Origin of the sequence: Dolichospermum planctonicum (assembly GCF_005402965.1) — a bacterium.
Taxonomy (GTDB): domain Bacteria; phylum Cyanobacteriota; class Cyanobacteriia; order Cyanobacteriales; family Nostocaceae; genus Dolichospermum; species Dolichospermum planctonicum.
This window is the reverse complement of record NZ_BJCF01000011.1, coordinates 69,549-96,264: the sequence shown is the minus strand read 5'-3', so window position 1 is coordinate 96,264 and position 26,716 is coordinate 69,549. Positions and strand designations below refer to the sequence as shown.

Below are 26,716 nucleotides of genomic sequence, written 5' to 3'. Positions count from 1 at the left end.
TGCTGCAAGCAGTTCGCTACATTCTACCTATATAATATAGTAACGCATCATATTAAATCATTATCCTGTACATCCTTTCATCCTGGATATCCTGATTCTGACATAAATTAGGTGACAGGTGCTACGCCACGGGGACAGGTGACAGGGAACAGCTTTTTGAGTAGGGTGTGTTAGTTGTCTTCGTAACGCACCATTGGTAAAAACTTTAGGTGTAGCATAGCGATAGCGAAGCGCTGCTGCAAGCAGTTCGCTACATTCTACCTATATAATATAGTAACGCATCATATTAAATCATTATCCTGTACATCCTTTCATCCTGGATATCCTGATTCTGACATAAATTAGGTGACAGGTGCTACGCTACGGGGATAGGTGACAGGGAACAGCTTTTTGAGTAGGGTGTGTTAGCGACAGCGTAACGCACCATTTTAAATCATTGACATCATCAAAAAATCCCCCTCCTCATCCTGTACATCCTTTAATCAGGGAACAGGGAACAGGGGACAGGGGACAGCTTTTTGAGTAGGTAAAAACTTTAGGTGTAACATAGCGATAGCGAAGCGCTGCTGCAAGCAGTTCGCTACATCTATATAATAATATAATAACGCATCATATTAAATCTTCATCCTGTACATCCTTTCATCCTGGATATCCTGATTCTGACAAATGTAAAAGCATAAATGTTACCAGAGTATATAGTAACGCACCATATTAAATCATTATCCTGTACATCCTTTCATCCTGGATATCCTGATTCTGACAAATGTAAAAGCATGAATGTTACCAGAGTATTATGTATATGACACTAATTAACACACATTAAATTTTAAAAAATACGGTTGTACTTCTGACTTTAATCAATTACCATCATATTATGACAAGGTTTTATTACGTGAAGTTGCTCATTTTCTACCCCATATAACAAAAACCAACAGTACCAGGTGTAAAGGAAAAAATTATGTCTAATAACTCTTTCCTCCGTCAAACCGCAACAACAATTGTTTTTATTGATGCCTCCCTTTCCGACTATCACACCCTCCAAGCAGGAATTATCGAAGGCGTAAAAACAGTTATTATTTCCCCAGAGCAAGACGGAATTGAGCAAATTAGCCAAATTTTACAACAACATCCCCACATCACCACCATTCACATCCTTTCCCACGGTGCGCCTGGCTGCTTATATTTAGGCAATAGTCAATTAAACTTAACTAATATTCATAATTACACCCAACAATTACAACAGTGGCAACCCCAGAATATTTTACTATATGGCTGTAACGTCGCTGCTGGGGATGCAGGGGCAGAATTTATTCACAAATTACATCAAATTACCAACGCCACCATTAGCGCTTCCACCACAAAAACCGGCAATGCAGCATTAGGGGGAAATTGGCAGTTAGAAGTTAGTTTTCCCGTTACAGAGACATTCCATGGAAAGTCTCTACCTTATTTGCCGAATATTGTTTTCAATGCACACACTCTCCACACCTACCAGGGAGTATTTGCACCCACATTAGTGGGCAATTATAATACTTCTGGCTCTGCTTGGGGTGTGCAAGTAGTCGGTAACTATGCTTACATAGCTGATAGTTTGTCAGGACTACAAATAATTGATATCAGCAACCCCACAACCCCCACCCTCAAGGGCAATTATAATACATCTGGCTCTGCTTGGGGTGTGCAAGTAGTCGGTAACTATGCTTACATAGGTGATTTTACTTCAGGACTACAAATCATTGACATCAGCAACCCCACTACCCCACCCTCAAGGGCAATTATGATACATCTGGCTATGCTTATGGTGTGCAAGTAGTCGGTAACTATGCTTACGTAGCTGATTGGACTTCAGGACTACAAATCATTGATATCAGCAACCCCACAACCCCCACCCTCAAGGGCAATTATGATACATCTGGCAATGCTTTAGGTGTGCAAGTAGTCGGCAACTACGCTTACGTAGCTGATACGTCTGGAGGACTAAAAATAATTGACATCAGCAACCCCACTACCCCCACCCTCAAGGGCAATTATGATACACCTTACTATGCTTATGGTGTACAAGTAGTCGGTAACTATGCTTATGTAGCTGATGGTGATTCAGGACTACAAATCATAGACATCAGCAACCCCACAACCCCCACCCTCAAGGGTAATTATGATACATCTGGCATTGCTTGGGGTGTGCAAGTAGTCGGTAACTATGCTTACGTAGCTGATTATTATGGACTACAAATAATAGACGTGAGTGAGTTTACTAATAAAGCACCCACTAACCTCACACTCTCCACCAGTACCGTTGCGGAAAACCAAATTATTGGTACAGTGGTTGGTAATCTCACCACCACAGACCCAGATACAGGAAACACCTTTACTTATAGTTTAGTCACCGGAGACGGTGCAACGGATAATAGTTTATTCACTATTACCAATAATCAACTTAAAACCAACTCTGTCTTTGACTTTGAAACCAAAAATAGTTATAGCATTAGAGTCAAAACCACAGACCAGGGTGGGTTATTCTTTGAGAGACAATTAACCATTGGAGTTAGCAACATTAACGATAACGAAAGCTTCACCACCACAGCCCAACAAGATATCATAGATGCTGACTATGGAGAAGACACCATCACCAGTACATGGGCTAATTTACAACAAAACGACACCATCAAAGGTGGTAATGGCACAGATACCTTAATTATCACCGGAGGAACAGCTAATGCTCTTATCTCCATAGATACCAGTAACACCACCAATCAATTAGATATTCCTGGGACAACAGTATTCGGATTTGAACGCTTTGATTTAACTAGCTTTGCGGGTACTATCAGTTTTAACGGTACTACTGGTAATGATTGGATTAAAGCAGGTACAGGAAACGATGATTTAGGTGGTGGAGATGGTAATGACACTCTTAACGGGGGAACAGGTGCAGATTTATTAGGTGGTGGTAGTGGTAATGACACTTATGTAGTAGATAATGTGGGAGATGTCATTATTGAATTTTTAAATAGTGGCATAGATAACGTTGAATCTTTTATCACTTGGACATTAAGAAACCACTTGGAAAACCTAACGTTACAGGGAACAACCGCTATTAACGGTACTGGTAACACCCTCAATAATACCATTACAGGTAACACTGGTAATAACACTCTTAATGGTGGAGCGGGCGCTGATACCCTTATTGGTGGTTTAGGAAATGATAGCCTTATTGGTGGTGCTGGTAATGACTCCTACTATGTAGACAATACAGCAGATAGCATTACAGAAAACCTGAATGAAGGAACTGATATTGTTTTCACCACTGTAACCTATACTTTAACCCCCAATACCGAAAACCTGACTTTACAAGGAACAACCGCTATTAACGGTACTGGTAACACCCTCAATAATATCATTACAGGTAATACAGCCGATAACGTTCTCACTGGTGGTGCGGGTGCTGATACCCTCATTGGTGGTGCTGGTAATGACTCCTATTATGTGGACAATACAGCAGATAGCATTACAGAAAATGCTAATGAAGGAACTGATAGCGTTTTCACAACTGTAACCTATACCCTCACTTCCAATACCGAAAACCTAACGTTACAGGGAACAACCGCTATTAACGGTACAGGTAATAACCTGAATAATATCATTACAGGTAACGCAGCCGATAACGTTCTCACAGGTGGTACGGGCGCTGATACTATGATTGGTGGTGCTGGTAATGACTCCTATTATGTGGACAATACAGCAGATATCATCACGGAATCAGTAAATCAAGGAACTGATAGCGTTTTCACAACTGTAACCTATACCCTCACCCCCAATACCGAAAACCTAACGTTACAGGGAACAACGGCTATTAATGGTACAGGTAATGACCTGAATAATATCATTACAGGTAATACAGGTAATAACGTTCTCATTGGTGGTTTAGGAAATGATACCCTCATTGGTGGCGCTGGTAATGACTCCTATTATGTGGACAATACAGCAGATACCATCACAGAACTAGTAAATCAAGGAACAGATAGTGTTTTCACAACTGTAACCTATACCTTAACCCCCAATACCGAAAACCTAACGTTACAGGGAACAACCGCTATTAACGGTACAGGTAATGACCTCGATAACAGCATTACAGGTAACGCAGCAGCTAACATTCTCAGAGGTGGCTTCGGTAACGATACCTTGTATTTAGGTTTAAACGATAATGCTGTAGATAACGTTAATTACGTTCTTGGTGATGCTACAGATACAGTTTACCACTTTGTGCGCGGTGTCGGTGGCGATAAACTGAACTTTACAGGTATTGCCAGTTTTGATGTGATTACATCAGGTAATTCTACATTAGTGCGGGCTGGAGATGGTATTATTGGTAATACTGGTTTTGGTACTGGTCAATCATTAGTGATTTTATCTGATACATCTGGATTTAATAGCACCAATGCGAGTTTAAACCTGTTCGGTGGTACTTTCCTATTTAGTTAATAGCTTTATTGGGTTTTCTCAACCCAATAACTTAGGGACTTTGTTGTTAGGACTTTGTTGGGTTACGTTGTCGCTTAACCCAACCTACAATTATCACAAGACGCAAAAAAACCGCGAAAAATTTTATTTTCAGGTGTTGACAAAGGATTTGAAATATGTTATCCTAATCTTGATAAGGAAGAACTATCTTAAATTTTAAAAGTAGGGTGTGTTAGCGACAGCGTAACGCACCATATTAAATCATTGACATCATCAGAAAATCCCCATCTTCATCCTGTACATCCTTTCATCAGTTGACATGATAAGGAAGAACTATCTTAAATTATTTATAGTAGGGTGTGTTAGCTATTCGTAACGCACCATTTTAAATCATTGACATCATCAAAAAATCCTCATCTTCATCCTGTACATCCTTTCATCCTGGATATCCTGATTCTGACATAAATTAGGTGACAGGTGACAGGTGATAGGTGACAGGGAACAGCTTTTTGAGTAGGGTGTGTTAGCTATTCGTAACGCACCATTTTAAATCATTGACATCATCAGAAAATCCTCATCTTCATCCTGTACATCCTTTCATCAGTTGACAGGGAACAGCCAACAAAATGCAAAAAAAACCGCGAAAAATTTGCTTTTTAGGTGTTGACAAAGGATTTTAAATATGTTATCCTAAGCTTGATAAGGAAGAACTATCTTAAATTTTAAAAGTAGGGTGTGTTAGCTGTATTCGTAACGCACCATTTTAAATCATTGACATCATCAGAAAATCCCCATCTTCATCCTGTACATCCTTTCATCAGTTGACAGGGAACAGCCAACAAAATGCAAAAAAAACCGCGAAAAATTTGCTTTTTAGGTGTTGACAAAGGATTTTAAAAATGTTATCATAATCTTGATAAGGAAGAACTATCGTAAATTATTTATAGTAGGGTGTGTTAGCTGTATTCGTAATGCACCATTGGTAAGAACTTTGTGTGTAACATAGCGATAGCGAAGCGCTGCTGCAAGCAGTTCGCTATATAATATAGTAAGTTCAGCTTGTGCGGGCAAGATGCCCGCACCACAAGAGTTTTATTTTATTATTAATATCTGTACTTGAGGTAAAGGCTTTGGGGGTAGCATAGCGATAGCGAAGCGCTGCTGCAAGCAGTTCGCTATATAATATAGTAACGCACCATTTTAAATCATTATCCTGTACATCCTTTCATCCTGGATATCCTGATTCAGATAACTTAATTTCAAATGATAAAAGTTGCAATTAAGCACAATTTAATTTAAAATAATAACTAGAGTTAAAGTTAATAATATGACTCACATAACATCAAAAAAAATGGTAAGAAGAGGAAGAATTTTTCCTGAATTGACTATATCACCAGAAGAATTAGCCAGACGAGAAGCGGAAGATGAAATATTTTATCAACGTTGTCAGGCAATTTTTGAGCGTGTCCGTCCTCAATATATCGAAAGTCACTATGGTTGGTATATTGCTATAGAACCAGATAGTGGAGAATATTTAATTGATCAGGATAGAATGCAATCTCATAAAAGAATGTTGGAAAAATATCCTCAAGCTAGACATTTCGTTTTTTGTTTGAATGAAACGGGGACAACTGGCACAATATGATAGAGGGTTATTTTGGAGAAAATGGGCAATTAATTATTTTTTGAGATTGAATTAGTTACTAATGATGGCTTAAATCTTCCTATAGATGCCCTATTTGATACGGGCTTTGCAGGTTTTATGGCTATTAATACACAAGATTTAGATGGATTAGAATGGGTGTATAGTGGGGAGGAAATCTTACGGACGGCAAAAGGTGAATCAAAATTTCAGATTTATTTAGGTCAAGTGATATTAGACGGAAAGCAGTATCAAATTCCTGTGAATGTGGGTAAAGGAATTAATGAAATTTTGCTTGGTTCTGAGTGGTTGAAGTTTTTGCGGTTGGTGGTGGATTTTCCAGAGGGTATTTTGACTTTCTGTATGTCTGGTTAATACAGTTTGGACTAATTCAGGATAATTCATTGTTTCCATAAAACTATCTCCTGTAATCAATACTCTAAACCGATGCAAAACCTGTAAACCGTCTCACATAAGGTGATCTAAAACCTAAAACAATATCTGTTTTCGGTACACCTAACTCTACCAACTGTTGAGCAATTCCTTCCTCCGTAAAATCACGCTGAATCCAAATTTTACCATCTTTAATCCTAATATGAATCGGACAACCATAAATTCTATTTTCATCCTTCCATCCTGTATACAATAATAAATAAATATCCCGTTCTGTATCAAACACAATTTCTGTGTGTTCTAAATCTTCCTCTGCTTGGTCTTTTGCATATTTAGAGATAATATCTTTTACTATCTCTTGATAATTTAAGGTTTCCATAAGACTATTGCCTCCTTATTAATGTCAAAAACTAATAACTTAATTTCATAAGTTTGTAAAACAGTTTGAATGAAACTATCAGTAAAAAACTCTTGATATATGTCTTGAGAGATAGCTAAATATAATACTCTTTCAGGGTCTTGCTGTCCTAATGCTATCCTATAATTTAAAAATTGACCAATCGCTGTATGAAATTCAGAAATTGCTGAAAGTCCGAGAAAACTTTTTACCTCTACTGCTATTTTTTGATTATCTTTCTCAGCACCAATTAATTTTTCTGCTCCTAAATCTATCCTAATTTTCACTAATGCTGTTAGGCGCAAATATAAAGGATCATCAGTAATTTGCCAATTCTCCTTTTCTAAGGCTATTTTAACTGTATTGTGAAATATATCTTTTGCCGACATAAAAATTTAAAGTGATATTTTATCCTAAATTATACCTGATTTTTAAGTAATGCCTCTATATTATATTCGTAGGTTGGGTTAAGCGAAGCGCAAACCAACGCAATAACATTATAAAGATGTTGGGTTTCATTCCTCAACCCAACCTACAACTACTGACCTTGCCCCTGGTAACAGTTCCGCCATATCTACACCTACCATCACAAAAGGATTGACATAGTACCAATATTGATCCTATAATTGAGCTATCAAAATTATGGCATTCTATCCATAATAATTTCTTATGATAAGCATTTATCCACCTTGACTGGGAACAGTGCTTAAGGTTTCTAAATTCGTGCATTGTTAATACCGAGTAAAATAACTTAGATTTTACTTAATTTACATTGACATGAATTTTATATACAAAAGGAAACCTGAAGATGACACAAATAAAAAAAATCCTTGCTGAACTCAAAAATAATCCTCAGAACGTAAACTTTACTGATTTAGTAAAGGTTTGCACTCATTATTTTGGAGAACCCAGACAGCAAAGGACAAGCCACTGTGTCTACAAGATGCCCTGGAGTGGAGATCCGCGAGTCAACATCCAAAGCGACAAAGGAAAGGCAAAGCCCTATCAAGTTAGACAAGTTTTGGATGCGATAGAAAAATTAGCACCAATTGAAGAAACTGAGGAATCAGAAAATGGTTAATCACAACCACTATACATATAGAGTTACTTGGTCACAAGAGGATCAAGAATTTGTGGGTTTGTGTGCTGAATTTCCTAGCCTGTCTTATCTTCATGAAGATAATCTTACTGCTCTCAAAGGTATTATAGAGCTAGTGAAAGATATACTAACTGATATGGAAACTACTGGGGAGATACCTCCAGAGCCACTAGCAGAGAAGCAATATAGTGGTAAATTTCAGCTACGCATCACTCCGGCACTACACCGCAAATTGGCTATAGAAGCCGCAGAAGAAAAAGTTAGTCTGAACCGATATATCAGTTATAAACTTGGTTGATTATTGATTAAATTTATTTCTGTGGAAGCTTAAAGCCTCCTTTTTTATCATTTTTAGAAAGTCTGGCTAATTGGTCTGATGTTTTATTAAAGAAGTGAGTGAGGCTTTTCGGTTAACTGATACTTCTAATCAGGCTTGGGATTTGATTGATGCTATTATTTATAAATGGCATGAAAGTGCGATCGCAATCACCAGTCCTGATCTAGCAGCAGCTTTTAATGATGAAACTAAAAAGGGAAAATTAAGTTAAAATTTATGTTTAAATAATGATAACATTTGCAATTAAGCACAATTTAAGTTAAGATAATAACTAGAGTTTAAGTTAATAGTATGACTCACATAACATCAAAAAAAGTGGTAAGAAGAGGAAGAATTTTTCCTGAATTGACTATATCACCAGAAGAATTAGCCAGACGAGAAGCAGATGATGAAATATTTTATCAGCGTTGTCGGGCAATTTTTGAGCGTGTCCGTCCTGAATATATTGAAAGTAACTATGGTTGGTATATTGCTATAGAACCAGATAGTGGTGAATACTTTCTTGATCAAGATAATATTCAAGCTCATAAAAAAGTCCTTGAGAAATACCCAAAGGCTAAGAATTATGTGTTTTGCTTAAATGAAACAGGAACGACTGGGAGAATATGATTCAGGGAAATTTTGGTAGTGAAGGGCAGCTATTTTTTGAGCTTGATTTGATTACTGCTGATGGGTTAAATCTACCTGTGGATGCGATGTTAAATACAGGATTTACCAAATTTATGGCAATTAATACTCAAGATTTGGATGGACTGGATTGGGTTTTTCTTGGTAATGAACCTATGCAAACAGCACAAGGTGAATCAAGGTTTAATATCTATTTAGGTAAGGTAATATGGGATGGTAAGGAATATGAAATTCCTGTTCATGTGGGGGATAATATTACAGAAGTTTTATTAGGTTCTGAATGGTTGAAATTTTTGCGTTTGGTGGTGGATTTTCCAGAGGATATTTTAACTTTGGGTTGAAGAGTTTTTTCTCATGCAAAGACGCAAAGGAAGAATACAAAAAATTTAACCCTCTGCAAAACCAGTAAACTATAAAGTTATGAAGCTATTTGATAAATTACAGGTTTATATCTTGCTTCGGGAATGGGTTTACCTGCTATTTCCGACATAAATAACAGCTAAATGGAAAATCAACATGAAAAAAATTTTCAACTTGACATAAAAGTAAGTTTGCAACAAAGAAACAATAAAGGATCATCAGTAATTAACCAACCATCTTTTTCTAAAGCTAACCTAACTGCATTGTGAAAAAAATCTTTCGCGGACATATAAAATTAAAGTGATGATGTTTAATTATGTTACTTCCCAGTCTTGTAATTGTATAAGTAAATCATGAGAATGCTTCTCTTTCAGGTTGTTCTAATTGTGGATGTCTAATAAATGTTTCATCTTGGATACAACCATAAAAATCACTCAATTTCATGGTTTGTTCTGTTGCTGTTTCTTCTTTTGGTACAGCTATTTCATAAATAACAATAATATCAAATTCAGTTCCTTCTTTAGCCTGTGGTAAATGAATTTTTAATAGTCCATCTTTACCAATGCGCGATCGCAGTCTTAAACTTTCCATTTTTAATTTTCCTTTCTCTAGTAATTTGCGATTTTTCGACATTACTTTATTTTATCATTTTTTACCTTAAATTCTATCCTACTTTCATTATTCTTTATCTAGTGATAATTCTTAGGTTGGGTTAAGCTGCAACGAAAAACCAAAGGCTTCAACTAAAGTTTTAAACTAAGTAATTGCAAATTCTGTATATTGTCTGATATCGGCTGGTTGGAAGGCTAAAACTATTTGATTTTTAGGAATACCAGCGTTAACAAGTTCGTTGGCTATACCGTATTCTGTTCCGTCTCTTTGAATCCAGATTTTATCGTTGATTATGTCAATATGAACTAAGCAACCATGCACTCGTTGATTATTTTCCCAGCCTAATGTTAGTAGTAGGTAATGATTGGCGGTTTGGTCTATGATTAGTTGTCTTTCTAGTTCACCGTAAGCGTAGGGAAGTTGGGAATATTCGGTTAAGATTTTTTGAATGATTTGGCGATATTTATCTAAGGTATCCATTGCAGTATAATCTCTTGTTTGGAGTCGAAGACAAGTAAACAAAGGCGTTGATTTTCTAATAATATTTTACCAACTGGTTCTTGAAATAGTTCTGAGTAGGTTTCTTGACGAATAGCGAGATATAAGCGGCGTTCAGGTTCTAAGCGTGTGAGAATGTCGTAATATAAGATATATTGCCCTAAAGCGTTTTCTAGGTCGGTAACTGGAGAAGCACCTATAAAGCTTTTAATTTCGACTGCTATTTTCTGTCCAGTTTTTTCGGCTGCTATGAGTTTTTCTGCACCTAAGTCTATATATAAATCTCTTATACCCCATTTGAGAACGGATCTTTGGTGATTTGCCAATTATCTTTTTCTAGGGCATTTCTAACGGTATTATGGTAAATGTCTTTGGCTGGCATAGGGATAAATTTATACTACAATATATAGTATATTAATTTGGGTATTTACAAACAGCCCTGGCGATTAGAAAGATGCTTCCAGCACGCTACGCGAACGCGGCTATACAAACAAAGTCCACCTGCGTGGACTAAAAGCAAGATTTTTGAACCCGCGAAGGCGGGTTTTGTCTGTGTAGACGCGAATTATATTCGCCGGGTGTTTAAATATTAAAAAGGGGATAAGCAAAAAGCCTATCCCCAAAAAATCAAGTTATAAAAATTGAATAAAAAATCTAAACTGATGCAAAACCAGTAAACTGTCTCACATAAGGTGATCTAAAACCTAAAACAATATCTGATTTCGGCACACCTAACTCTACCAACTCATTAGCTACTCCTTCCTCTGTAAAATCACACTGTATCCAGATTTTTCCATCCTTAATATCAACATGAATAACCGAACCATAAGTCCGTTTTTCACCTTCCCAACCTAGATGAATTACTAAATAGTGTTTTTTTTGATCATCAAATATTAATTGTATTTCCGTTCCTTTAGCTAAATGACTTTCTGTATGTCTTGCTAATACTGTTTGTACTAATTCAGGGTAATTTATTCCTTCCATAAAACAATCTCCTCCTTCCTAGTTTCAAATATCAATAATTTTAATTTATATTCAGCAATTATTTCTTGAATCACAGGTATCAGAAAAAAAGCTGTATAGATTTCATAACTAATTGCTAAATATAAAATACGATCAGGTGCTTCTCTTCCTAAAATATAACGGTAATTAAGTGTTTGTCCTAAAGCTGTATGAAATTCACTAATCGCTGATTTTCCCAAAAAAGATTTTATTTCAACTGCTATTTTTTCTCCTTCTTTTTCTGCTGCTAGAAGTCTTTCCGCTCCTAAATCAAGACGAAATTCTATAGTATCTACTATAAATCTTAAAGGATCGTCAGTAATTAACCAACCATCTTTTTCTAAAGCTAACCTAACTGCATTATGAAAAAAATCTTTTGCTGACATAAAAACAATGAATAAAAAATCTAAACTGATGCAAAACCAGTAAACTGTCTCACATAAGGTGATCTAAAACCTAAAACAATATCTGATTTCGGCACACCTAACTCAACTAATTGATGAGGAATTCCTTCTTCCGTAAAATCTCTTTCAATCCAAATTTTTCCATCTTTAATACTAATATGAATGGGAAACCAATAAATTCTTTTTTCATCTTTCCATCCTGTAACCAATAATAAATAAACATCCCTTTCGGTATCAAAAACAAGTTCGATATTTTCTGAATCTTCTACACATTCTTCCTGTGCATACTTTTGAATGAAATTTTTAACTATTTCTCGATAATTTAATGTTTCCATAAGACTATAAAGTTATGAAGCTATTTGATAAATTACAGGTTTATATCTTGCTTGGTGGAATGGGTTTACCTTCTATTTCCGCAGCTTCTAACCAAGCAGTTTTAGCTTTGAGAACTTCTTGTAGTGCTTCTTCTTCAGTTAAACCAAATCCTGAACAATATTTTAAATCAGGAATATCAGCAATATAACCTTCATCTTCTTGACTGTAGAAAATATTAATGTGATAGTGTTTCATTATTCATTCTCCATAGTTAAGGAATATTTTTCAATCAAAATCAAAAATTGCCGAATTTGATAAGGAATAGCTTTACCATTGCGATTTTGTAAGTTAATAAGTTATGGGATAGTTGGATGTGTAAAAATGTGATGACTACCGTTGATACGTGATAGGGAAAAACCAAAGGCCTCAACTAATGTCACTAAATCATCGAATTGAATATTTCTAGAGCCAGAAAGAACTTTCTCTAGTAATTTACGCTTTTTTGATATTACTTTATTTTATCATTATTTTACCTTAAATTTTATCCTATCTCATTATTCTTTACTTAGTAATAATTCGTAGGTTGGGTTAAGCTGCATCGCAACCCAACGCAATAAGATTATAATGATGTTGGGTTTCGTTCCTCAACCCAACCTACATACTCAGTTCTGTATCATAAGCCTAATTCTTTCCATTCTTTAATCAAAACATTCTCAACACCACTGTATGAAGCTATAAGTAAAAAATTATTCTTGAAATCTATTCTATCTTTAAAAAAAGAACTATACTCTTCTTTACTACAATCTACTATATGAACAAATCCACTAATATCAACTCTAACAGCAGGAAATAGATTTTGTTTCTCTCTCAAATGAAGCATTCTTTCACGTATCCATATCCAATCTATATTTTTATAGTCAGAAAGATTAGTAGAAAATTGATCATCATGAGTCAGTGGAAGAATAAGCCTATCTAGCAAATTTATTAATTTATTATGATAAAGTCCCAAGTGTTTATTTCTGGGAACATTATCAATTAAAATAAATATTTCTTCTAAGTTGGTTTGATGAATATCATCTTCCAGATAATCTTTAGCTAAATCATTAATTATATCTCTAATTTCCTCATCTGGTAAATATAAATGTTCTGGAGATGAACAAGCGTATGCTATATTTTTAAGCAAATAAATTGAGGTATTGCAAACATTTTCTTCTAAATCGTTCCTGAGTTCATCAGACAGCACACAATCAAAATAAGAATCTAATAGCGGATGACATCGTAAACCTAACTCAAAGCAAATATTATGTATTTGATTTTCTTCCTTCAAGAAATCATTATAGATCCAATCTATAAAAGATTGAATACTGGACAAAGCATCTTCAAAATTTTCTGTTGTTGTAATCTTGATTACTGGAGGAGGAATGGTAAGACTCTTTGATTTTCCATATCTTATTGACACTTCCAATAAAGTTGCCTGAACATCTAACATATACCAAGTGATAGAAGCAGGTAAATTTTTAAGCTTTCCATCTTGATTATGAATAGCTGTGTTATAGAGTGTTGATAGTGTAGCTAGAGAAACACCAAGATCAAATAGGATTTTACAAGTGAAGCCTCTACTATCTAATTGATTAATACCTGAAATAGTATCTAAAATAGGTATTCCAATAAATGGATCTTCACAACTAATAATCCTGTTAGCTACTCCAGATAAAATATTTTGTTTGACTCCAGGATGAGAAATAAATTCTCTAACAAAATCGCCTAAAGTCCCCCAAAGTTCGATATGTAACGGTAACGCACGATGACGCATTGTTAGTAATGCCGAATTAATTTCGTAAGGTTTTTCTCTTTCAAGATCCCAATAGGATAAGCCCTCTATATTAACTCTATAATACTGCTTCAAGTATGTAATACCTGTTTTCCAAATATTATCACTGGATAAGTAAGCAGAGGTAAGGTTTTCTGAATTTTCAATTAAATACTCACCTATGGGACTTTGAGAAGCATCAATTATTCCTTTATTTTGTGCAAATGGAAGAAATACATAGGGATTGATGAAACCTACAGTCAGATGAAATTTAGCAGCACCACCAACATTTTCGCATCCATCCCAGCAATCATGCCAAACAAGTACAAAACCATGTGAATTATTTCTGTCCCCTTCCCTAGCGATTAGTCGGGCTGCATTTAAAACAACAAGTTCTGTATCTTGTAAAATATCTTCATTACTTTGCTGATACAGAATAATTTGAAAAGTCGATATAGCGTTTCGGGGAAAAGTTATGTTCCCTGTAGCAGTCCATGTAGAAGGTATATGTATTTTTAGTTTTAAGTCTTGTTCATCGAAGTCTATTTTCAAGCAAAGAATTTGCTTCGATTCCCAAGTGATTAAACCTGAAACGGAATGATCTAGAAGAGCAGGATATTCAGTAGATATAATGCAAAAATTGATTTCATAATTTGACAAAAATGGTAATGTATTTTTCAATTCTGACTCATAGGCAATTATTTCTGTAATTGTTTCTCTCGTTGTTTGCTTACTTCTTTTTATTTCAATAATTATTAATTTACATTGTTCCTCATTAAAAAGTATTAAGTCGGGTTTTAAACATTGTGATTTATCGAGGGAAATGTTTTTAGGATCAGTTGTTATAATACGACTGTTTTCCAAAAATTCTAGTACATTTCTAGCAGCAATTATTGCTTTTTTAGTTGATAAATAATCAATCAAAAATGATGGTAAAGAATCAGGATCGTAGTAAGATTGATAACGGTATTCTAGTGAATTTATATCTTCATCTTCTATAAGTTCAAAAAATTTATTTTCTTGAATCGCAGTTTCTATAATTTTCTGAATTTCAATTTCTTTCATAAATTTATTACCTAATCATTTTTGAAATTGTCCTAATTCAATCAATCTTTTTTGGTGCGTTACGCTTTGCTAACACACCCTACTATCTGAATCAGGATTTCCAGGATTTAAGGATGTACAGGATGTAGAAAAAACTAATCTTTAAAATCCGAAATATTCCCAGATAAATATTCATACAAAATCCTGTAAATCCTCTAATCCTGAGCATCCTGATTCAGACAAAAAATATTTGTAATCTAAACAAACCAATTCTCATTATATCTTCTCTCTGCCCTCTCTGCGTCTCTGTGGTTCATTAAAAAAAAGGGATAAGCAAAACGCCTATCCCCAAAAAATCAACTAAATGACTTACGTTCCAGAAGTCCAAGAATTGATATAGTCAATTTGCTCGGCTGTCAAACTATCAATGAAAATGCCCATAGCTTGCAACTTCAAACGAGCAATTTCTTCATCTACTTCTCTAGGAATAGAATGCAAACCAGCAGCTAAACTACCCTTATTCTTCACCAGGTATTCAACAGCTAATGCTTGGTTAGCAAAACTCATATCCATAACCGCGCTGGGGTGTCCTTCAGCCGCAGCCAAATTAATCAAACGTCCTTGTCCGAGTACAACTACGGATTTACCATTTGTCAATTTATACTCTTCTGTGAAAGGACGGACATCCTTGATTTCCTTAGCATTAGCGGCTAAATATTTCAAATCAAGTTCTAAATCGAAGTGACCAGAGTTACAAACGATCGCACCGTCTTTCATCACATCGAAGTGTTCACCGCGAACGACGTGCTTGTTACCTGTGACAGTAATGAAGATATCACCGTGAGGCGCTGCTTCCGCCATTGGGAGGACGCGGAAACCGTCCATAACGGCTTCAATAGCCTTGATGTGGTCAATTTCGGTAACGATGACGTTTGCACCCATACCACGGGCGCGGAGGGCTGTTCCCTTACCACACCAGCCATAACCGACAACAACAACAGTTTTACCAGCTAACAAAATATTTGTAGCGCGGATAATTCCGTCTAAGGTAGATTGACCAGTACCATAGCGGTTATCAAAGAAGTGCTTGGTGTCTGCGTCGTTAACGTTGACTGCGGGGAATGTAAGAACGCCATCATTAAACATAGCCCGTAAACGGACAATACCAGTGGTGGTTTCTTCCGTTGTGCCAATCAAATCTGCGATTTGCTGTTGACGGTGTTGAACTAATTCTGCTACCACGTCGCTACCATCGTCAATAATGATGTTAGGGCGATGATCTAATGCGATCTGGACGTGGCGGTTATAAGTGGCGTTATCTTCGCCCTTTTGTGCAAATACAGGAATACCATGATCAGCTACAAGACTTGCAGCTACGTCATCTTGAGTTGATAAGGGGTTACTTGCAATTAATAGAGCATCAGCACCACCAGCTTTCAGAGCGATCGCTAAATGTGCTGTTTCTGTAGTAACGTGGGCGCAAGCGACTAGGCGTAAACCAGCGAAGGGCTTTTCAATAGCAAAGCGATCGCGGATTTGCTTCAATACGGGCATTTCTCGTCCAGCCCATTCAATACGTTGTCTTCCCAAGGGAGCGAGAGCGAGGTCTTTAACCTCGTGCTTTAAGGGAGCAGCTACAGTCATGAAAATTATCCTCTAAAAGATGATGATTCGGTCATTATTCCACACAGTCCCCCAGAGGGACTATGTTAGTATAGCCTCAAAATTTTATTTTTATTTTGGGTTTATTTTTATTTTGAGGTCTTTACGTACTGTACAAGGTTTTCTTATTCCTAGCCATATTTTCTGGTAATTAGTAACCAGCGAGGGAGAAAGTCTGGGAAACTAGCTTCACCTCTAGTATGAGCAATGTTAACGCCCTATCTGACTTTTGGCTTTTCAATCATTCTCTGGTATTGTAGCAACTGATTGGTAATGGGTTATGGATTATGGGTTATAGCCAGTTCCTATTTCCCCATTGACACAAGGAGGTGTTTTTATGATACTTCGATTTTTAGCGATCGCCGGGACAATGGCAATCACCATTGGCTCTGTCAACAAAGCTACAGCCCAGATTTCTCCTTTACCTTTGGTGTCAACTGCCAGTATTTTCATTCCTAGGGTAGATGAAAAAGAATATACTAAACGAGCAAACCCATTAATACTTGTTAATAAAAATAGTGATGGGTTGCAACACAATCCAAAAGAAGCAAATCAAGAACAACAAACTCGGTTTTTAGTGCAGCAAGGGGGAATTGCTGCCGTCAGCACACTAGCAATAATAGCAATCAGTTGGGGTATGGGACGTTGGCAAAAACGTTTAAGCAAGAATGAAAATAAATCTATTCCGCCCATTTCCACAGATACGCAACCAATAACCACACTATTAAATCAAAAACAACAGCAGCATCTTCAAGAAGTCAAAAAAAGACTATTTCAAATAGCACAAGCGGGGATTTGGGGCGGCGGTACTTTGATCATTTTAGGACTATTTCCCTACACCAAACCCTTACAAATTGGGATTCTCGCTATTGCTCAAATTCCCATCAAATTAACTATTGTCGCTGTGGGAACTTACGTAGCTATACGGTTTACCTATGCATTAATAGATCACTTTACCTCAACAATAGTTAGTGGTGGTGCTTTATTAACCCCAGAAACATCCGCACGGTTAGAACTGAGAATATCTACATTTTCCGGCGTGACTAAAAGTATCACCACCATAATCTGGGTAGGAGCAGGTAGCTTATTAGCACTGACATCTTTGGGTATAGACATTGTTCCGCTTTTAGCCGGTGCTGGTTTAGTTGGTGTAGCCCTATCCCTCGCTTCTCAAAACTTAATCAAAGACGCAATTAACGGCTTTTTGATTATTTTTGAAGACCAATACGCCCTTGGTGATATGATAAAAGTTGGTACCGTAGGCGGTTTAGTCGAAAAGTTGAATTTACGAATGACTCAAGTTCGGGATTCAGAAGGACGGTTAATTACCATTCCCAACAGTGAAGTCAAAATTGTCGCTAATCTTTCCAGTCGCTGGTCACAGGCTGATTTAACAATCCCGATTTCTTACCAGGATAATGTAGATGAAGCTCTGACATTAATTGAAGACGTGGGTTTAGAGATGAGTCAAGATCCCCAATGGCAAGATCAAATTCTGGAAAAGCCTGATGTTTTGGGAGTTGAACATTTTAGCGATCGCGGTATCATGATTAGAATCTTAATTAAAACCCAACCTCTCAAGCAATTGATTGTAGCCCGAGAATATCGTCGTCGCCTAAAAATCACTTTAGACGCAGCCGGAATTTACATTCCCGTACCGCAACAAGCAAATTGGGTAAATGAGGTATAATCACTAAATTCTCAAAACCGAGTTATCGTAATTTCACTTAAATCCCATTTGCGTTCATCTGCGGTTAAAAAACCCCGAAATCAGAACATTTTCAACGTTATTGACATACCTCCTCTTCTTTTCATGAGAGAGGATTCCTTAATCCTTCATGGGGTTGTGCTAACGTCTTTGCTGTTTTGTACTTGATTAAATTAAGTAGCCTTGCTTATCAGAGGCAATTTTTGATGATTCTCTTGCCAGATTAGTAAATTTGTACTATACTACAGGAATAGTCTTCAAACCTGGAAAGACTGATAGAAGAGGGATTTTAAGGACTACCCCTATGATCAAGTATTATATTCTCAGTCTTAACCCCACCGCCAAGCACGAATGGGACCGTTGTATTATCCGTGATCCTTTAACTGCAAAACGTCCAGATATAGCTCAAATAATTTCCGAGGCTGTAGGTGCAGATACAGGCAGTTATTTAGTCAGTGTAAATATTGAGGTTACAGTATTAGAAGAAGCATCAGCACCATCAGCAGTGTTATTTCCTGAAGTGTCTGTACCCACCCAACTAAGGGAAGCAGCATAGAAAGTGCAAAGTATTCGCTTTAGCAGATTTTATTGTAGGTTGGGTGGAAATAATGTTACCCAACACTAAATAATTGTTTGCTTAATTTCATGCTTAATTTCATGCTTAATTTCATGCTTAATTTCATGCTTAATTTCAAAAATCAAAAACAGCCCAAGCAGATTATATCCATAATAATAGCACAAAAATCAAAGGCTAATTATAAGTCTTGAAAGAACGTATTTACGTTCACTTATTGACAACATTCTCAAGATTATTGAGAATAAAGTGATTTATTCTCAATAAACATCAACTTAACGCAATTTTGAAAAAACAGTCATTTAAAAAACTTATATTTCCTCAGCAACAACCGCGTGTACCTGAAAAACCAGATATTTTCGGAATTAGGGTAATAGCAGGTTTATGAAATTATCCACCCTTCTCTGCGTTCATCTGCGTTTATCTGCGGTTAATGATTCTGAAAAACCTATGAGACATCTAGAAATAAAGATTGAGGAACGTCTCTACTGGATATAAATTCAAACTCCTGAATTATGGCAAGTGCATAAAAATAATTTTTAGCAATTCAGCACGAGTAAAGGGTTTAGTTAAATATCCAGAAGCACCGACAAGTCTCGCTTTGACCTGATCGATAATTCCTTTATTGCTAGTCACAAAAATGATAGGAATATGTTTAAACATGGAATTATTGCGGATAATTCGACATAGTTCATAACCATCAATTCCTGGCATATTCAAATCCAATAAAATCAGATCTGGCTTATGTCTAATAATTGACAGAACTGCTTTAACTGATTCATTAATAGTCACCAGAACAAAATGTTCATCTTCTAGATAGCGACTGATTTCCCTGAGAATTGTGGGACTATCATCCACAGAAATAATTTTGTAACTTTTGTGTGTAGTTCTCGAATTTGTATTCACTTTTTCCGGTAAAAAATCCTCTTGAGGTAACTCAGAAATATCTGGTGATATCTGTGAAATTGCTATATTTTCCTGGGAAATGATTGGAGTTTCTCTAGAAGGATATGTACTCGGTGCTACATTTGAAATAAATAATTTACCCTCAGCTAATTCTGTGCTATTGTCAGAAAGTAGTAATGAACGTCCACAGGTTTTTGGTAATTTATCAAATGGAGGATCTGGTTCATGTAAGACGATAGAACCTTTAACAATAAATGGGTATAAACTCAAAGCTAATTGCAATTCATCCTGATTCATAATAATCGCCAGATGACGCAAGCTAAAACCCTTCATCCAATGGGTGATATTTTCCGGTAATGGTGGTAGTCTTTTATCATAAAATTTGCTACTAACCAATAAATACGGACGCTGATAGGGAGAAGATATATACCTACCAAGAGCACGCCAATTTTGCAACTGATTTTGACATTCTTCCATGATAGAATAGACATCTAATTTACAAATTTTGTTGAGATTATTCAATGTTTCTGTTAATTCATAAGTGCCTGTTTCAATGAGGATAAATGATGCAATGACTTCTTTAACTAATTCTTGAATGAGTAATGCTGCTTGAGTAGGAAGAAGATATTGTTGAGTTACGAGCCAATTAATAGCTTCATATTCAGGAGGTTGCTTTGGTAAATTCTGGTAATCTTGATTTTCAAACAGCAAGCGCATTTGTACACGAACTTCATAATCTAGCAGAGGAATTTGCTGATGTTGACGACGTATGTGTCTCTCTAGCCTATCAAAAGGTTCTACCGAATGAGTAGCATAGATAATTTTCCCTTTATTGAGATATATCAACCAAGATACAGAGTTACTAAATGCTTGTAAACAGGTGCTTTCGTAACAATTAGTTAATTGTCTTAATAAACCCTGGGGAGATAGTTTGATAAACGTGCCAGTATTCTTCATATGTTCACATTTTTTTGCGGATACATCAACATACTATTGGAAAAGATTAAATATCAGGTGGGAATATGATATCACATTGAAAACTAGTCATTATCAGAGTTATTAAATCATGAATATCAATGATCAACATTTGATAAAAATGATCCAGGATGTAACATTTTTCGGAGTTTTTCATGACAGTTTTTAACAAGTTATCGGATTTTATCTTGATAAATCACATAGTAATACTAGTGACTATGCTGATATTTTATTGATAAATAGACCTGATCAAACTTCATATTAGATTCCTCCTATACCCGGATTAAAAATGATGAATTTACTTCTGTTAACAGAGACAAAATCCCACATAGAATCTTTAAAAATTTATGGAGGTAAATGTATATATTGATTATTACAGCAGATTCCAGGGAAGCAGACTAGAGAATCTAGGTAAAAAGCCAATTCTTGAGTCAATTTTACTCCTGATGCCAATTCTATGTGAGGTCGCGCTATGTTTTCCCCTTAGAATAGAATTATGGAGCTACACAAACAAATAAATTCCCTGATTTTAACTTTAGGCAAGATTAATTATGGTACTCGATAAAAGATAACACTAAATATCCCCATAAATTACCAGTAAGTAGTGGTGAGATTTGGAGAGTTATGGGATAAAAATTGCCTAAATCAATGTCTGGGCTGAAAAACTCAAATATATCCCTGAAAATACCATAATTTTAACCATACTAGCTACAGAAACTATATACTCTGAGTAAAAGGAAAATAAAGCCTTGGATTATAACATAACACAAAAAGTTATGATTGATACATTTAACCTTGATGAAGTTGTAGAATTTGCGGAAAATCCCGAACCACGTTGTCCATGCGTGCTATTGCTAGATACATCTGGCTCAATGCAAGGGGAACGAATCGAAGCATTAAATCAAGGTTTGCTGAGTTTAAAAGATGAACTGGTGAAAAATTCCCTAGCAGCTAGAAGAGTAGAGATAGCAATTATTACCTTTGATAGTAGTGTTAATATCGTCCAGGACTTTGTAACTGCCGAGCAATTTAACCCTCCCATTTTAACAGCTCAGGGCTTAACAATCATGGGTTCAGCAATTCATAAAGCATTAGATATTATTCAAGAGCGTAAATCCCAGTATCGGAATAACGGTATTGCTTACTACCGTCCTTGGGTATTGATGATTACCGACGGAGAACCCCAAGGGGAACTAGATCATGTTGTTGAACAAGCAGCCCAAAGACTGCAAGGAGATGAGTCCAATAAGCGTGTGGCCTTCTTTACAGTAGGCGTTGAAAATGCGAACATGAGCCGATTAAGTCAAATCGCTGTGCGGACTCCACTGAAGCTAAAAGGATTAAACTTTATTGAGATGTTTGTTTGGCTGTCTACGAGTATGTCAGCAGTATCTCATTCTCAAGTAGATGAACAGGTAGCACTACCACCCATTGGTTGGGGATCTGTTTAATTAAAATTACAGCTTGATGTTCAAACTGAACTAGCTGTGGGAAACAAATTATATGAAGATATCAAAACAGATTTCTCAATGGCGGATAGTAGCCGCCTCTGTCTGTGGAACTAGTCACGCCAAAAACCAGCAACTTTGTCAAGATGCCCACCATTGGCAGCTATTAGCAAACAATGTATTGGTAATAGCAGCAGCCGATGGCGCGGGTTCTGCTAAACTAGGAAAAGTGGGATCAATGATTGCTGTAGAAACAGCAATAGAACATCTTTCTCTCCAAGAGATGATCAGTGATACCCTGACTAATGATGATTTTTTGCGGAATTTGCTAACTAATGCCATGTTAGTAGCCCGCGAGTCCATAGAAGCGGAGGCAGAGGCGTGTAATCATCAACCTCATGATTTAGCAACTACCTTAATTCTGATGATTGCTACACCAGAGATTGTGGCTGTAGCCCAAATAGGAGATGGTTTAGCTGTAGCTAAGAATAGCATGGGGGATCTGATAGCATTAACCATACCCAACAATGGTGAGTACATTAATGAAACAACCTTCTTGACATCTCCCCATGGCTTAGAGACAGCACAAATCAAATTATGGCGAGAAGAGATCGTTAATGTTGGTGTTCTCACCGATGGACTACAAATGCTGGCATTGAATATGATTGTTGGTGATGGTGGTAGCGTCACCGCTATACCTCACAAACCCTTCTTTCTGCCTTTGTTCGAGTTTGTAGCCAATGCTGAAGATAAAATATTGGCAAAAGAGCAGTTACATCGCTTTTTACGCTCCGAGAGGATCACCCAGCGGACTGATGATGATTTGACTTTAGTTCTAGCTGCATTTAGCAGTTGTTAATTAACCCCACATAATTGTAATTTTTCCATGCAGGTACTACGTCGTTTCACCAACCCAGAAATTCTCAACCTCTCTGTCAGTGTGGGACATGGAGGTGAAGCTTGTATATATGCAGTGCCATCGGATGAACATTTGGTAGCTAAAATCTATCACAAACCAACCATCCGTCATGGCGAAAAACTCCAGGCCATGCTTGTTAATCCCCCAGTTAATCCTACAGCAAATTTAGGACATATTTCCATTGCCTGGCCACGGGAATTGTTAGAGGCGGCAGATGGTAGCGGTAGGGTGGTGGGCTTTATCATGCCACGAATTAGGGGAATGCGGCCAATTATGGATTTTTATAATCCAGGGACTCGCCGACAATATTGCCCATTATTCAATTATCAGTATTTAATGCGAACCGCCCGCAATCTAGCGGCCGCTTTTGCGGCTTTGCACGCCAGCCGATACTGCATTGGTGATGTGAATGAGTCAAATATCCTAGTTAGTGATACAGCTTTGGTGACATTGGTAGACACTGATTCCTTCCAAGTTCGAGAACCAGTACAGAATCTTGTCTATCGTTGTGCGGTGGGGAAGCCAGAATATACTCCCCCAGAATTACAGAATAAAACTTTTGCTGACTATGACCGGGAAAGTTATCATGATTTGTTTGGCTTGGGTGTATTGATATTCCAGTTGTTAATGGAAGGAACTCACCCATTTTCGGGGATATTTCAAGGTGGGATAGAACCTCCTCCCTATCAAGGGCGGATACTTGAGGGTCATTTTACCTATAGTCAAAAGAAACAAGTACCCTATCTGCCAACTCCTATTTCACCTCGTTGGGATCTGCTTCATCCCAGCCTACGGGATTTATTTGTGCGTTGTTTTGAAGATGGTCATAACAATCCACAGTTACGTCCTAATGCTCAAACCTGGTTGTCAGCATTAACGGCGGTGGAAGAGGGTTTAGTCACTTGTACTGCTAATCCCCAGCATCTCTATCATCATCATTTGCATAAATGTCCTTGGTGTGAACGGACTAACCAATTAGGTGGAAGAGATCCGTTTCCGTCACTAGCAGCCATTAGCTCTAAACAGCATCTCCAACCCCGGCGAAAATCTCAACGGCGCTATATTCCGACACCACGAATTACCTGGCCTGTTAGATCACATTATCGCGTTCATAGTTACCAGTCGGGATTTAGTCAGCAGTTTTATCATCCTCCCTCTTCTAAAAAGTTTAACTCCAAGGTTTACGGTATAATTTTTAGTGTTATGGGATTGGGGATTTTGGGCTATTTAGACCTAGTGATTAAATTTACTCGTCCCTTTGTTTCCCAAAATCCTTATATTCAACAAAGTTTGATGTCTCAAAAAGATAATCAAACTCCTGAACCGAAAGATCTCTCTTTTATGGATTACTATCAACTTGGTGACACTGCTTATCAACAGCAAGATTATAAACAAGCAGTTGCCAATTTTACGGAAGCTATCAAAAAAAATCCCCAATATGCCAAAGGGTATGTAAATTTGGGTAATGCTCGCTATAATTTAAATGATTATGAAGGTGCATTAGCCAACTATAATCAAGCTTTGAAGCTAAATGCTCAAGAAGTTAAAGCTTATGTAAATCGTGGGAATGCTTATTATATGTTGGCGGACTATAGTAGCGATCCCCATAAAGAATATAAACAAGCGATCGCGGATTTTACTACTGCTATTAACATAGATAAAAATGATGTTGAAGCTTATATCAGAAGGGGAATTGTCAGATTTGAAGTCACTAAATACATCAATAATTCTCTTCAAGAATACCAGAAATCAATTGCGGATTTTACCGAAGCAATTAAACTCAATTCATCCAAGGTAGAAGCTTACTTTCAACGGGGTCTAGTTCGTTATCAAATTGCTCAATATAGCAATAATTATGTAGCAGAATATAAACGAGCGATCGCTGATTTTACCGAAGCATTAAAAATTAATCCCCAACTGGCTAAAGTTTATCTGAAACGTGGTATGGCTTACTATGAATTAGCACAATATGGAGAAAATGGATCTGATAAAAATCAGATTCGAGCCGTTGCAGATTTAGAAAAAGCTGCAAAAGTCTCCCTGGAGAAAAATGATATGGATAATTATCAACAAGCCATCAGCAGCATTTGTATTATTGTAGCCAACAAATGTGACATATTACCTAAATCAACCCTAGTGGGGCAAAATAATTGATCAGTAGTCGTGCAAAATAAATTTCATATTCAGAAAAGGTGACAGGTGACAAACAAGAGATACAGAGATTTCTATTGTTTTCCCAAATGTGCAATTAATTTTGCCCAGGTACTTATATAGGACTCCTATCTGATTTTTGACCGTCGAGATTTTCACATCCCCGACTTCCTAGAGGAGTCGGGGATATTGTTGCCGAATCTGGGCATTACTTATACAAACGCGCATAATTGTATATATGAGATTTGTTGATAGCTGGCGTGGCCTAGCCCTGAAACTCTTGATTTATCAAGGTTTTCTGTTTCTTCAGCCAGTCGGGCATATATTCAAAAATCAAATAGGAGTCCCATATCAGTCATTTATTTATAAATATTTTACAGATAAAATATGTTAATTTACTTATTCTTTATCATTTTCTAGAAAATTACAGTTAAATTATATTTATCTACTTAAAAAGACAAAGGAAGAAATAATGATTCAACTTTCTTCATATCATAATGCATTCTCTTCATCTCAAATTTGTGAAATTAGAAACCACCAGCAAATCTTTGAGGCAATTATATGAAAGCAGTGATTTTAGCAGGAGGTTTGGGTACAAGGTTAAGTGAAGAAACCACTATCAGACCTAAGCCCATGGTGGAAGTTGGTGGTAAGCCAATTCTCTGGCATATCATGAAGATTTATTCTGCTCACGGTATTAACGATTTCATCATTTGTTGCGGCTATAAAGGGTACATTATTAAAGAATATTTTGCCAACTATTTCTTACATATGTCAGACGTGACATTTGATATGCGATTTAATCAAATGAATGTTCATTCTGGATATGCTGAACCTTGGCGCGTCACCTTAGTAAATACAGGTGATCATACAATGACAGGTGGACGTTTAAAACAAGTTCGTGAACATATTGGCAATGAAACCTTTTGTTTTACCTATGGTGATGGTGTAAGTAATATCAATATTACAGAATTAATTAAATTCCATCAAGAACAAAAGACATTAGCAACACTCAGCGCGGTGCAACCAGCAGGAAGATTTGGAGCAATTTCTCTAGGACAAGAACAAACTAAAATAACTAGTTTTAAAGAAAAACCTCAAGGTGATGGTGCTTGGATTAATGGGGGCTATTTTGTTCTTGAACCACAAGTAATTGATTTTATTGCTGATACCTCAACAGTGTGGGAGAAAGAACCATTAGAGAAGTTAGCTGATTTAGAACAATTATCTGCTTATAAACATGATGGTTTTTGGCAACCAATGGACACATTAAGAGATAAAAACTATCTAGAGGATCTCTGGAAAAGTGGTAAAGCTCCTTGGCAAGTTTGGTAATAGTAATTTGAGATTTTAGATATTGGATTAGGGAAAGATT

Annotated in this window: 26 protein-coding genes and 3 pseudogenes; 15 read left to right on the top strand and 14 right to left on the bottom strand. The window is 36.6% G+C overall.

The genetic code is table 11. From position 1 onward, the window contains the following. The first annotated feature begins 958 nt into the window (after positions 1–958). The 4 genes and pseudogenes from FFO06_RS21900 to FFO06_RS07300 all read left to right on the top strand — a co-directional run bounded on the left by FFO06_RS21900 (position 959) and on the right by FFO06_RS07300 (position 6,475). Entirely contained in the window at positions 959–1,813 is an 855-nt protein-coding gene (locus FFO06_RS21900) for a DUF4347 domain-containing protein (protein WP_236097089.1), read from the top strand. Continuing rightward, complete coding sequence (locus FFO06_RS07310) at positions 1,804–4,479, top strand: cadherin domain-containing protein (RefSeq protein ID WP_236097088.1); 2,676 nt, start codon at positions 1,804–1,806, stop codon at positions 4,477–4,479. The genes FFO06_RS21900 and FFO06_RS07310 overlap by 10 nt, the downstream gene beginning before the upstream one ends. A 1,306-nt stretch (positions 4,480–5,785) precedes the next feature. Next, positions 5,786–6,103 (top strand): hypothetical protein, encoded by a 318-nt coding sequence (locus FFO06_RS07305; RefSeq protein WP_137907444.1) that lies wholly within the window; start codon positions 5,786–5,788, stop codon positions 6,101–6,103. Further along, positions 6,100–6,475, top strand: a pseudogene (locus FFO06_RS07300) (aspartyl protease). Before FFO06_RS07305 ends, FFO06_RS07300 begins: the two are co-directional and overlap by 4 nt. 64 nt (positions 6,476–6,539) lie before the next feature. On the opposite strand, the gene FFO06_RS07295 reads toward FFO06_RS07300, so the two are convergent. Together FFO06_RS07295 and FFO06_RS07290 are read right to left on the bottom strand one after the other, a co-directional pair. Then, positions 6,540–6,872, bottom strand: coding sequence for a XisI protein (locus FFO06_RS07295; protein WP_137907443.1), 333 nt, complete (start codon positions 6,870–6,872; stop codon positions 6,540–6,542). Continuing rightward, positions 6,860–7,279, bottom strand: a complete 420-nt coding sequence (locus FFO06_RS07290) for a XisH family protein (RefSeq protein ID WP_137907442.1) — start codon at positions 7,277–7,279, stop codon at positions 6,860–6,862. The genes FFO06_RS07295 and FFO06_RS07290 overlap by 13 nt, the downstream gene beginning before the upstream one ends. Positions 7,280–7,698: 419 nt before the next feature. Here FFO06_RS07290 and FFO06_RS07285 point away from each other — a divergent pair, with 419 nt between their 5' ends. The 5 genes from FFO06_RS07285 (at position 7,699) to FFO06_RS07270 (ending at position 9,294) form a co-directional block, all read left to right on the top strand. After that, positions 7,699–7,971 carry a toxin HicA gene (locus FFO06_RS07285; protein WP_137907441.1) on the top strand — a complete coding sequence of 91 codons (273 nt, stop codon included), beginning with the start codon at positions 7,699–7,701 and terminating at the stop codon, positions 7,969–7,971. Next, positions 7,964–8,287 (top strand): type II toxin-antitoxin system HicB family antitoxin, encoded by a 324-nt coding sequence (locus FFO06_RS07280; RefSeq protein WP_137907440.1) that lies wholly within the window; start codon positions 7,964–7,966, stop codon positions 8,285–8,287. Before FFO06_RS07285 ends, FFO06_RS07280 begins: the two co-directional genes overlap by 8 nt. 94 nt (positions 8,288–8,381) lie before the next feature. Continuing rightward, entirely contained in the window at positions 8,382–8,537 is a 156-nt protein-coding gene (locus tag FFO06_RS21125; RefSeq protein ID WP_162501181.1) for a hypothetical protein, read from the top strand. A gap of 80 nt (positions 8,538–8,617) precedes the next feature. Beyond that, a complete protein-coding gene (locus tag FFO06_RS07275) occupies positions 8,618–8,935 on the top strand; it encodes a hypothetical protein (protein WP_137907439.1) in 318 nt (105 codons plus the stop codon). Beyond that, positions 8,932–9,294: an aspartyl protease gene (locus FFO06_RS07270; RefSeq protein WP_137907438.1), complete on the top strand. Its 363-nt coding sequence runs from the start codon at positions 8,932–8,934 to the stop codon at positions 9,292–9,294. The genes FFO06_RS07275 and FFO06_RS07270 overlap by 4 nt, the downstream gene beginning before the upstream one ends. A gap of 215 nt (positions 9,295–9,509) precedes the next feature. Here FFO06_RS07270 and FFO06_RS07265 read toward each other — a convergent pair. From FFO06_RS07265 to ahcY, 11 genes and pseudogenes are all read right to left on the bottom strand, one after another. Further along, positions 9,510–9,602: pseudogene (locus tag FFO06_RS07265) on the bottom strand (element excision factor XisH family protein); the annotation flags it as partial. 62 nt (positions 9,603–9,664) lie between these two features. Then, positions 9,665–9,946, bottom strand: a complete 282-nt coding sequence (locus FFO06_RS07260) for a hypothetical protein (RefSeq protein WP_236097087.1) — start codon at positions 9,944–9,946, stop codon at positions 9,665–9,667. Between the two features lie 123 nt (positions 9,947–10,069). Beyond that, positions 10,070–10,405, bottom strand: coding sequence for a XisI protein (locus FFO06_RS07255; RefSeq protein WP_137907437.1), 336 nt, complete (start codon positions 10,403–10,405; stop codon positions 10,070–10,072). Continuing rightward, positions 10,393–10,805 (bottom strand): annotated as a pseudogene (locus FFO06_RS07250) (element excision factor XisH family protein). The gene FFO06_RS07255 and the pseudogene FFO06_RS07250 overlap by 13 nt, the downstream one beginning before the upstream one ends. A 272-nt stretch (positions 10,806–11,077) precedes the next feature. Then, positions 11,078–11,407, bottom strand: a complete 330-nt coding sequence (locus FFO06_RS07245) for a XisI protein (RefSeq protein WP_137907436.1) — start codon at positions 11,405–11,407, stop codon at positions 11,078–11,080. After that, a complete protein-coding gene (locus FFO06_RS07240; protein ID WP_104388590.1) occupies positions 11,395–11,811 on the bottom strand; it encodes a XisH family protein in 417 nt (138 codons plus the stop codon). Before FFO06_RS07240 ends, FFO06_RS07245 begins: the two co-directional genes overlap by 13 nt. Before the next feature lie 20 nt (positions 11,812–11,831). Further along, a complete protein-coding gene (locus FFO06_RS07235; protein WP_137907435.1) occupies positions 11,832–12,164 on the bottom strand; it encodes a XisI protein in 333 nt (110 codons plus the stop codon). Between the two features lie 40 nt (positions 12,165–12,204). Beyond that, complete coding sequence (locus FFO06_RS07230; protein WP_236097086.1) at positions 12,205–12,399, bottom strand: type II toxin-antitoxin system HicB family antitoxin; 195 nt, start codon at positions 12,397–12,399, stop codon at positions 12,205–12,207. A 101-nt stretch (positions 12,400–12,500) separates the two neighbouring features. Next, positions 12,501–12,584, bottom strand: a complete 84-nt coding sequence (locus FFO06_RS21895; RefSeq protein ID WP_236097091.1) for a type II toxin-antitoxin system HicA family toxin — start codon at positions 12,582–12,584, stop codon at positions 12,501–12,503. Between the two features lie 233 nt (positions 12,585–12,817). Next, positions 12,818–15,019: a hypothetical protein gene (locus tag FFO06_RS07220; RefSeq protein WP_137907434.1), complete on the bottom strand. Its 2,202-nt coding sequence runs from the start codon at positions 15,017–15,019 to the stop codon at positions 12,818–12,820. A 348-nt stretch (positions 15,020–15,367) separates the two neighbouring features. Next, positions 15,368–16,642, bottom strand: coding sequence for an adenosylhomocysteinase (ahcY, locus tag FFO06_RS07215; protein WP_137907433.1), 1,275 nt, complete (start codon positions 16,640–16,642; stop codon positions 15,368–15,370). A gap of 355 nt (positions 16,643–16,997) precedes the next feature. On the opposite strand from ahcY, the gene FFO06_RS07210 reads away from it, so the two are divergent. After that, entirely contained in the window at positions 16,998–18,350 is a 1,353-nt protein-coding gene (locus FFO06_RS07210) for a mechanosensitive ion channel family protein (protein WP_137907432.1), read from the top strand. A 322-nt stretch (positions 18,351–18,672) separates the two neighbouring features. Further along, the gene (locus tag FFO06_RS07205) at positions 18,673–18,924 is read left to right on the top strand and encodes a hypothetical protein (protein ID WP_137907431.1); all 252 of its coding nucleotides are present in this window, start codon (positions 18,673–18,675) and stop codon (positions 18,922–18,924) included. Positions 18,925–19,455: 531 nt separating this feature from the next. Here FFO06_RS07205 and FFO06_RS07200 read toward each other — a convergent pair. After that, positions 19,456–20,805 carry a response regulator gene (locus FFO06_RS07200; protein WP_137907430.1) on the bottom strand — a complete coding sequence of 450 codons (1,350 nt, stop codon included), beginning with the start codon at positions 20,803–20,805 and terminating at the stop codon, positions 19,456–19,458. Positions 20,806–21,599: 794 nt separating this feature from the next. Between FFO06_RS07200 and FFO06_RS07195 the strand changes: the two genes are divergently transcribed. From FFO06_RS07195 to rfbF, 4 genes are all read left to right on the top strand, one after another. Then, complete coding sequence (locus tag FFO06_RS07195) at positions 21,600–22,274, top strand: vWA domain-containing protein (RefSeq protein WP_137907429.1); 675 nt, start codon at positions 21,600–21,602, stop codon at positions 22,272–22,274. 52 nt (positions 22,275–22,326) lie between these two features. Further along, positions 22,327–23,130, top strand: coding sequence for a PP2C family serine/threonine-protein phosphatase (locus tag FFO06_RS07190; protein ID WP_137907428.1), 804 nt, complete (start codon positions 22,327–22,329; stop codon positions 23,128–23,130). Positions 23,131–23,157: 27 nt separating this feature from the next. After that, complete coding sequence (locus FFO06_RS07185; RefSeq protein WP_137907427.1) at positions 23,158–25,344, top strand: tetratricopeptide repeat protein; 2,187 nt, start codon at positions 23,158–23,160, stop codon at positions 25,342–25,344. A gap of 558 nt (positions 25,345–25,902) precedes the next feature. After that, positions 25,903–26,676, top strand: coding sequence for a glucose-1-phosphate cytidylyltransferase (gene rfbF, locus FFO06_RS07180; RefSeq protein WP_137907426.1), 774 nt, complete (start codon positions 25,903–25,905; stop codon positions 26,674–26,676). Positions 26,677–26,716 lie beyond the last annotated feature (40 nt).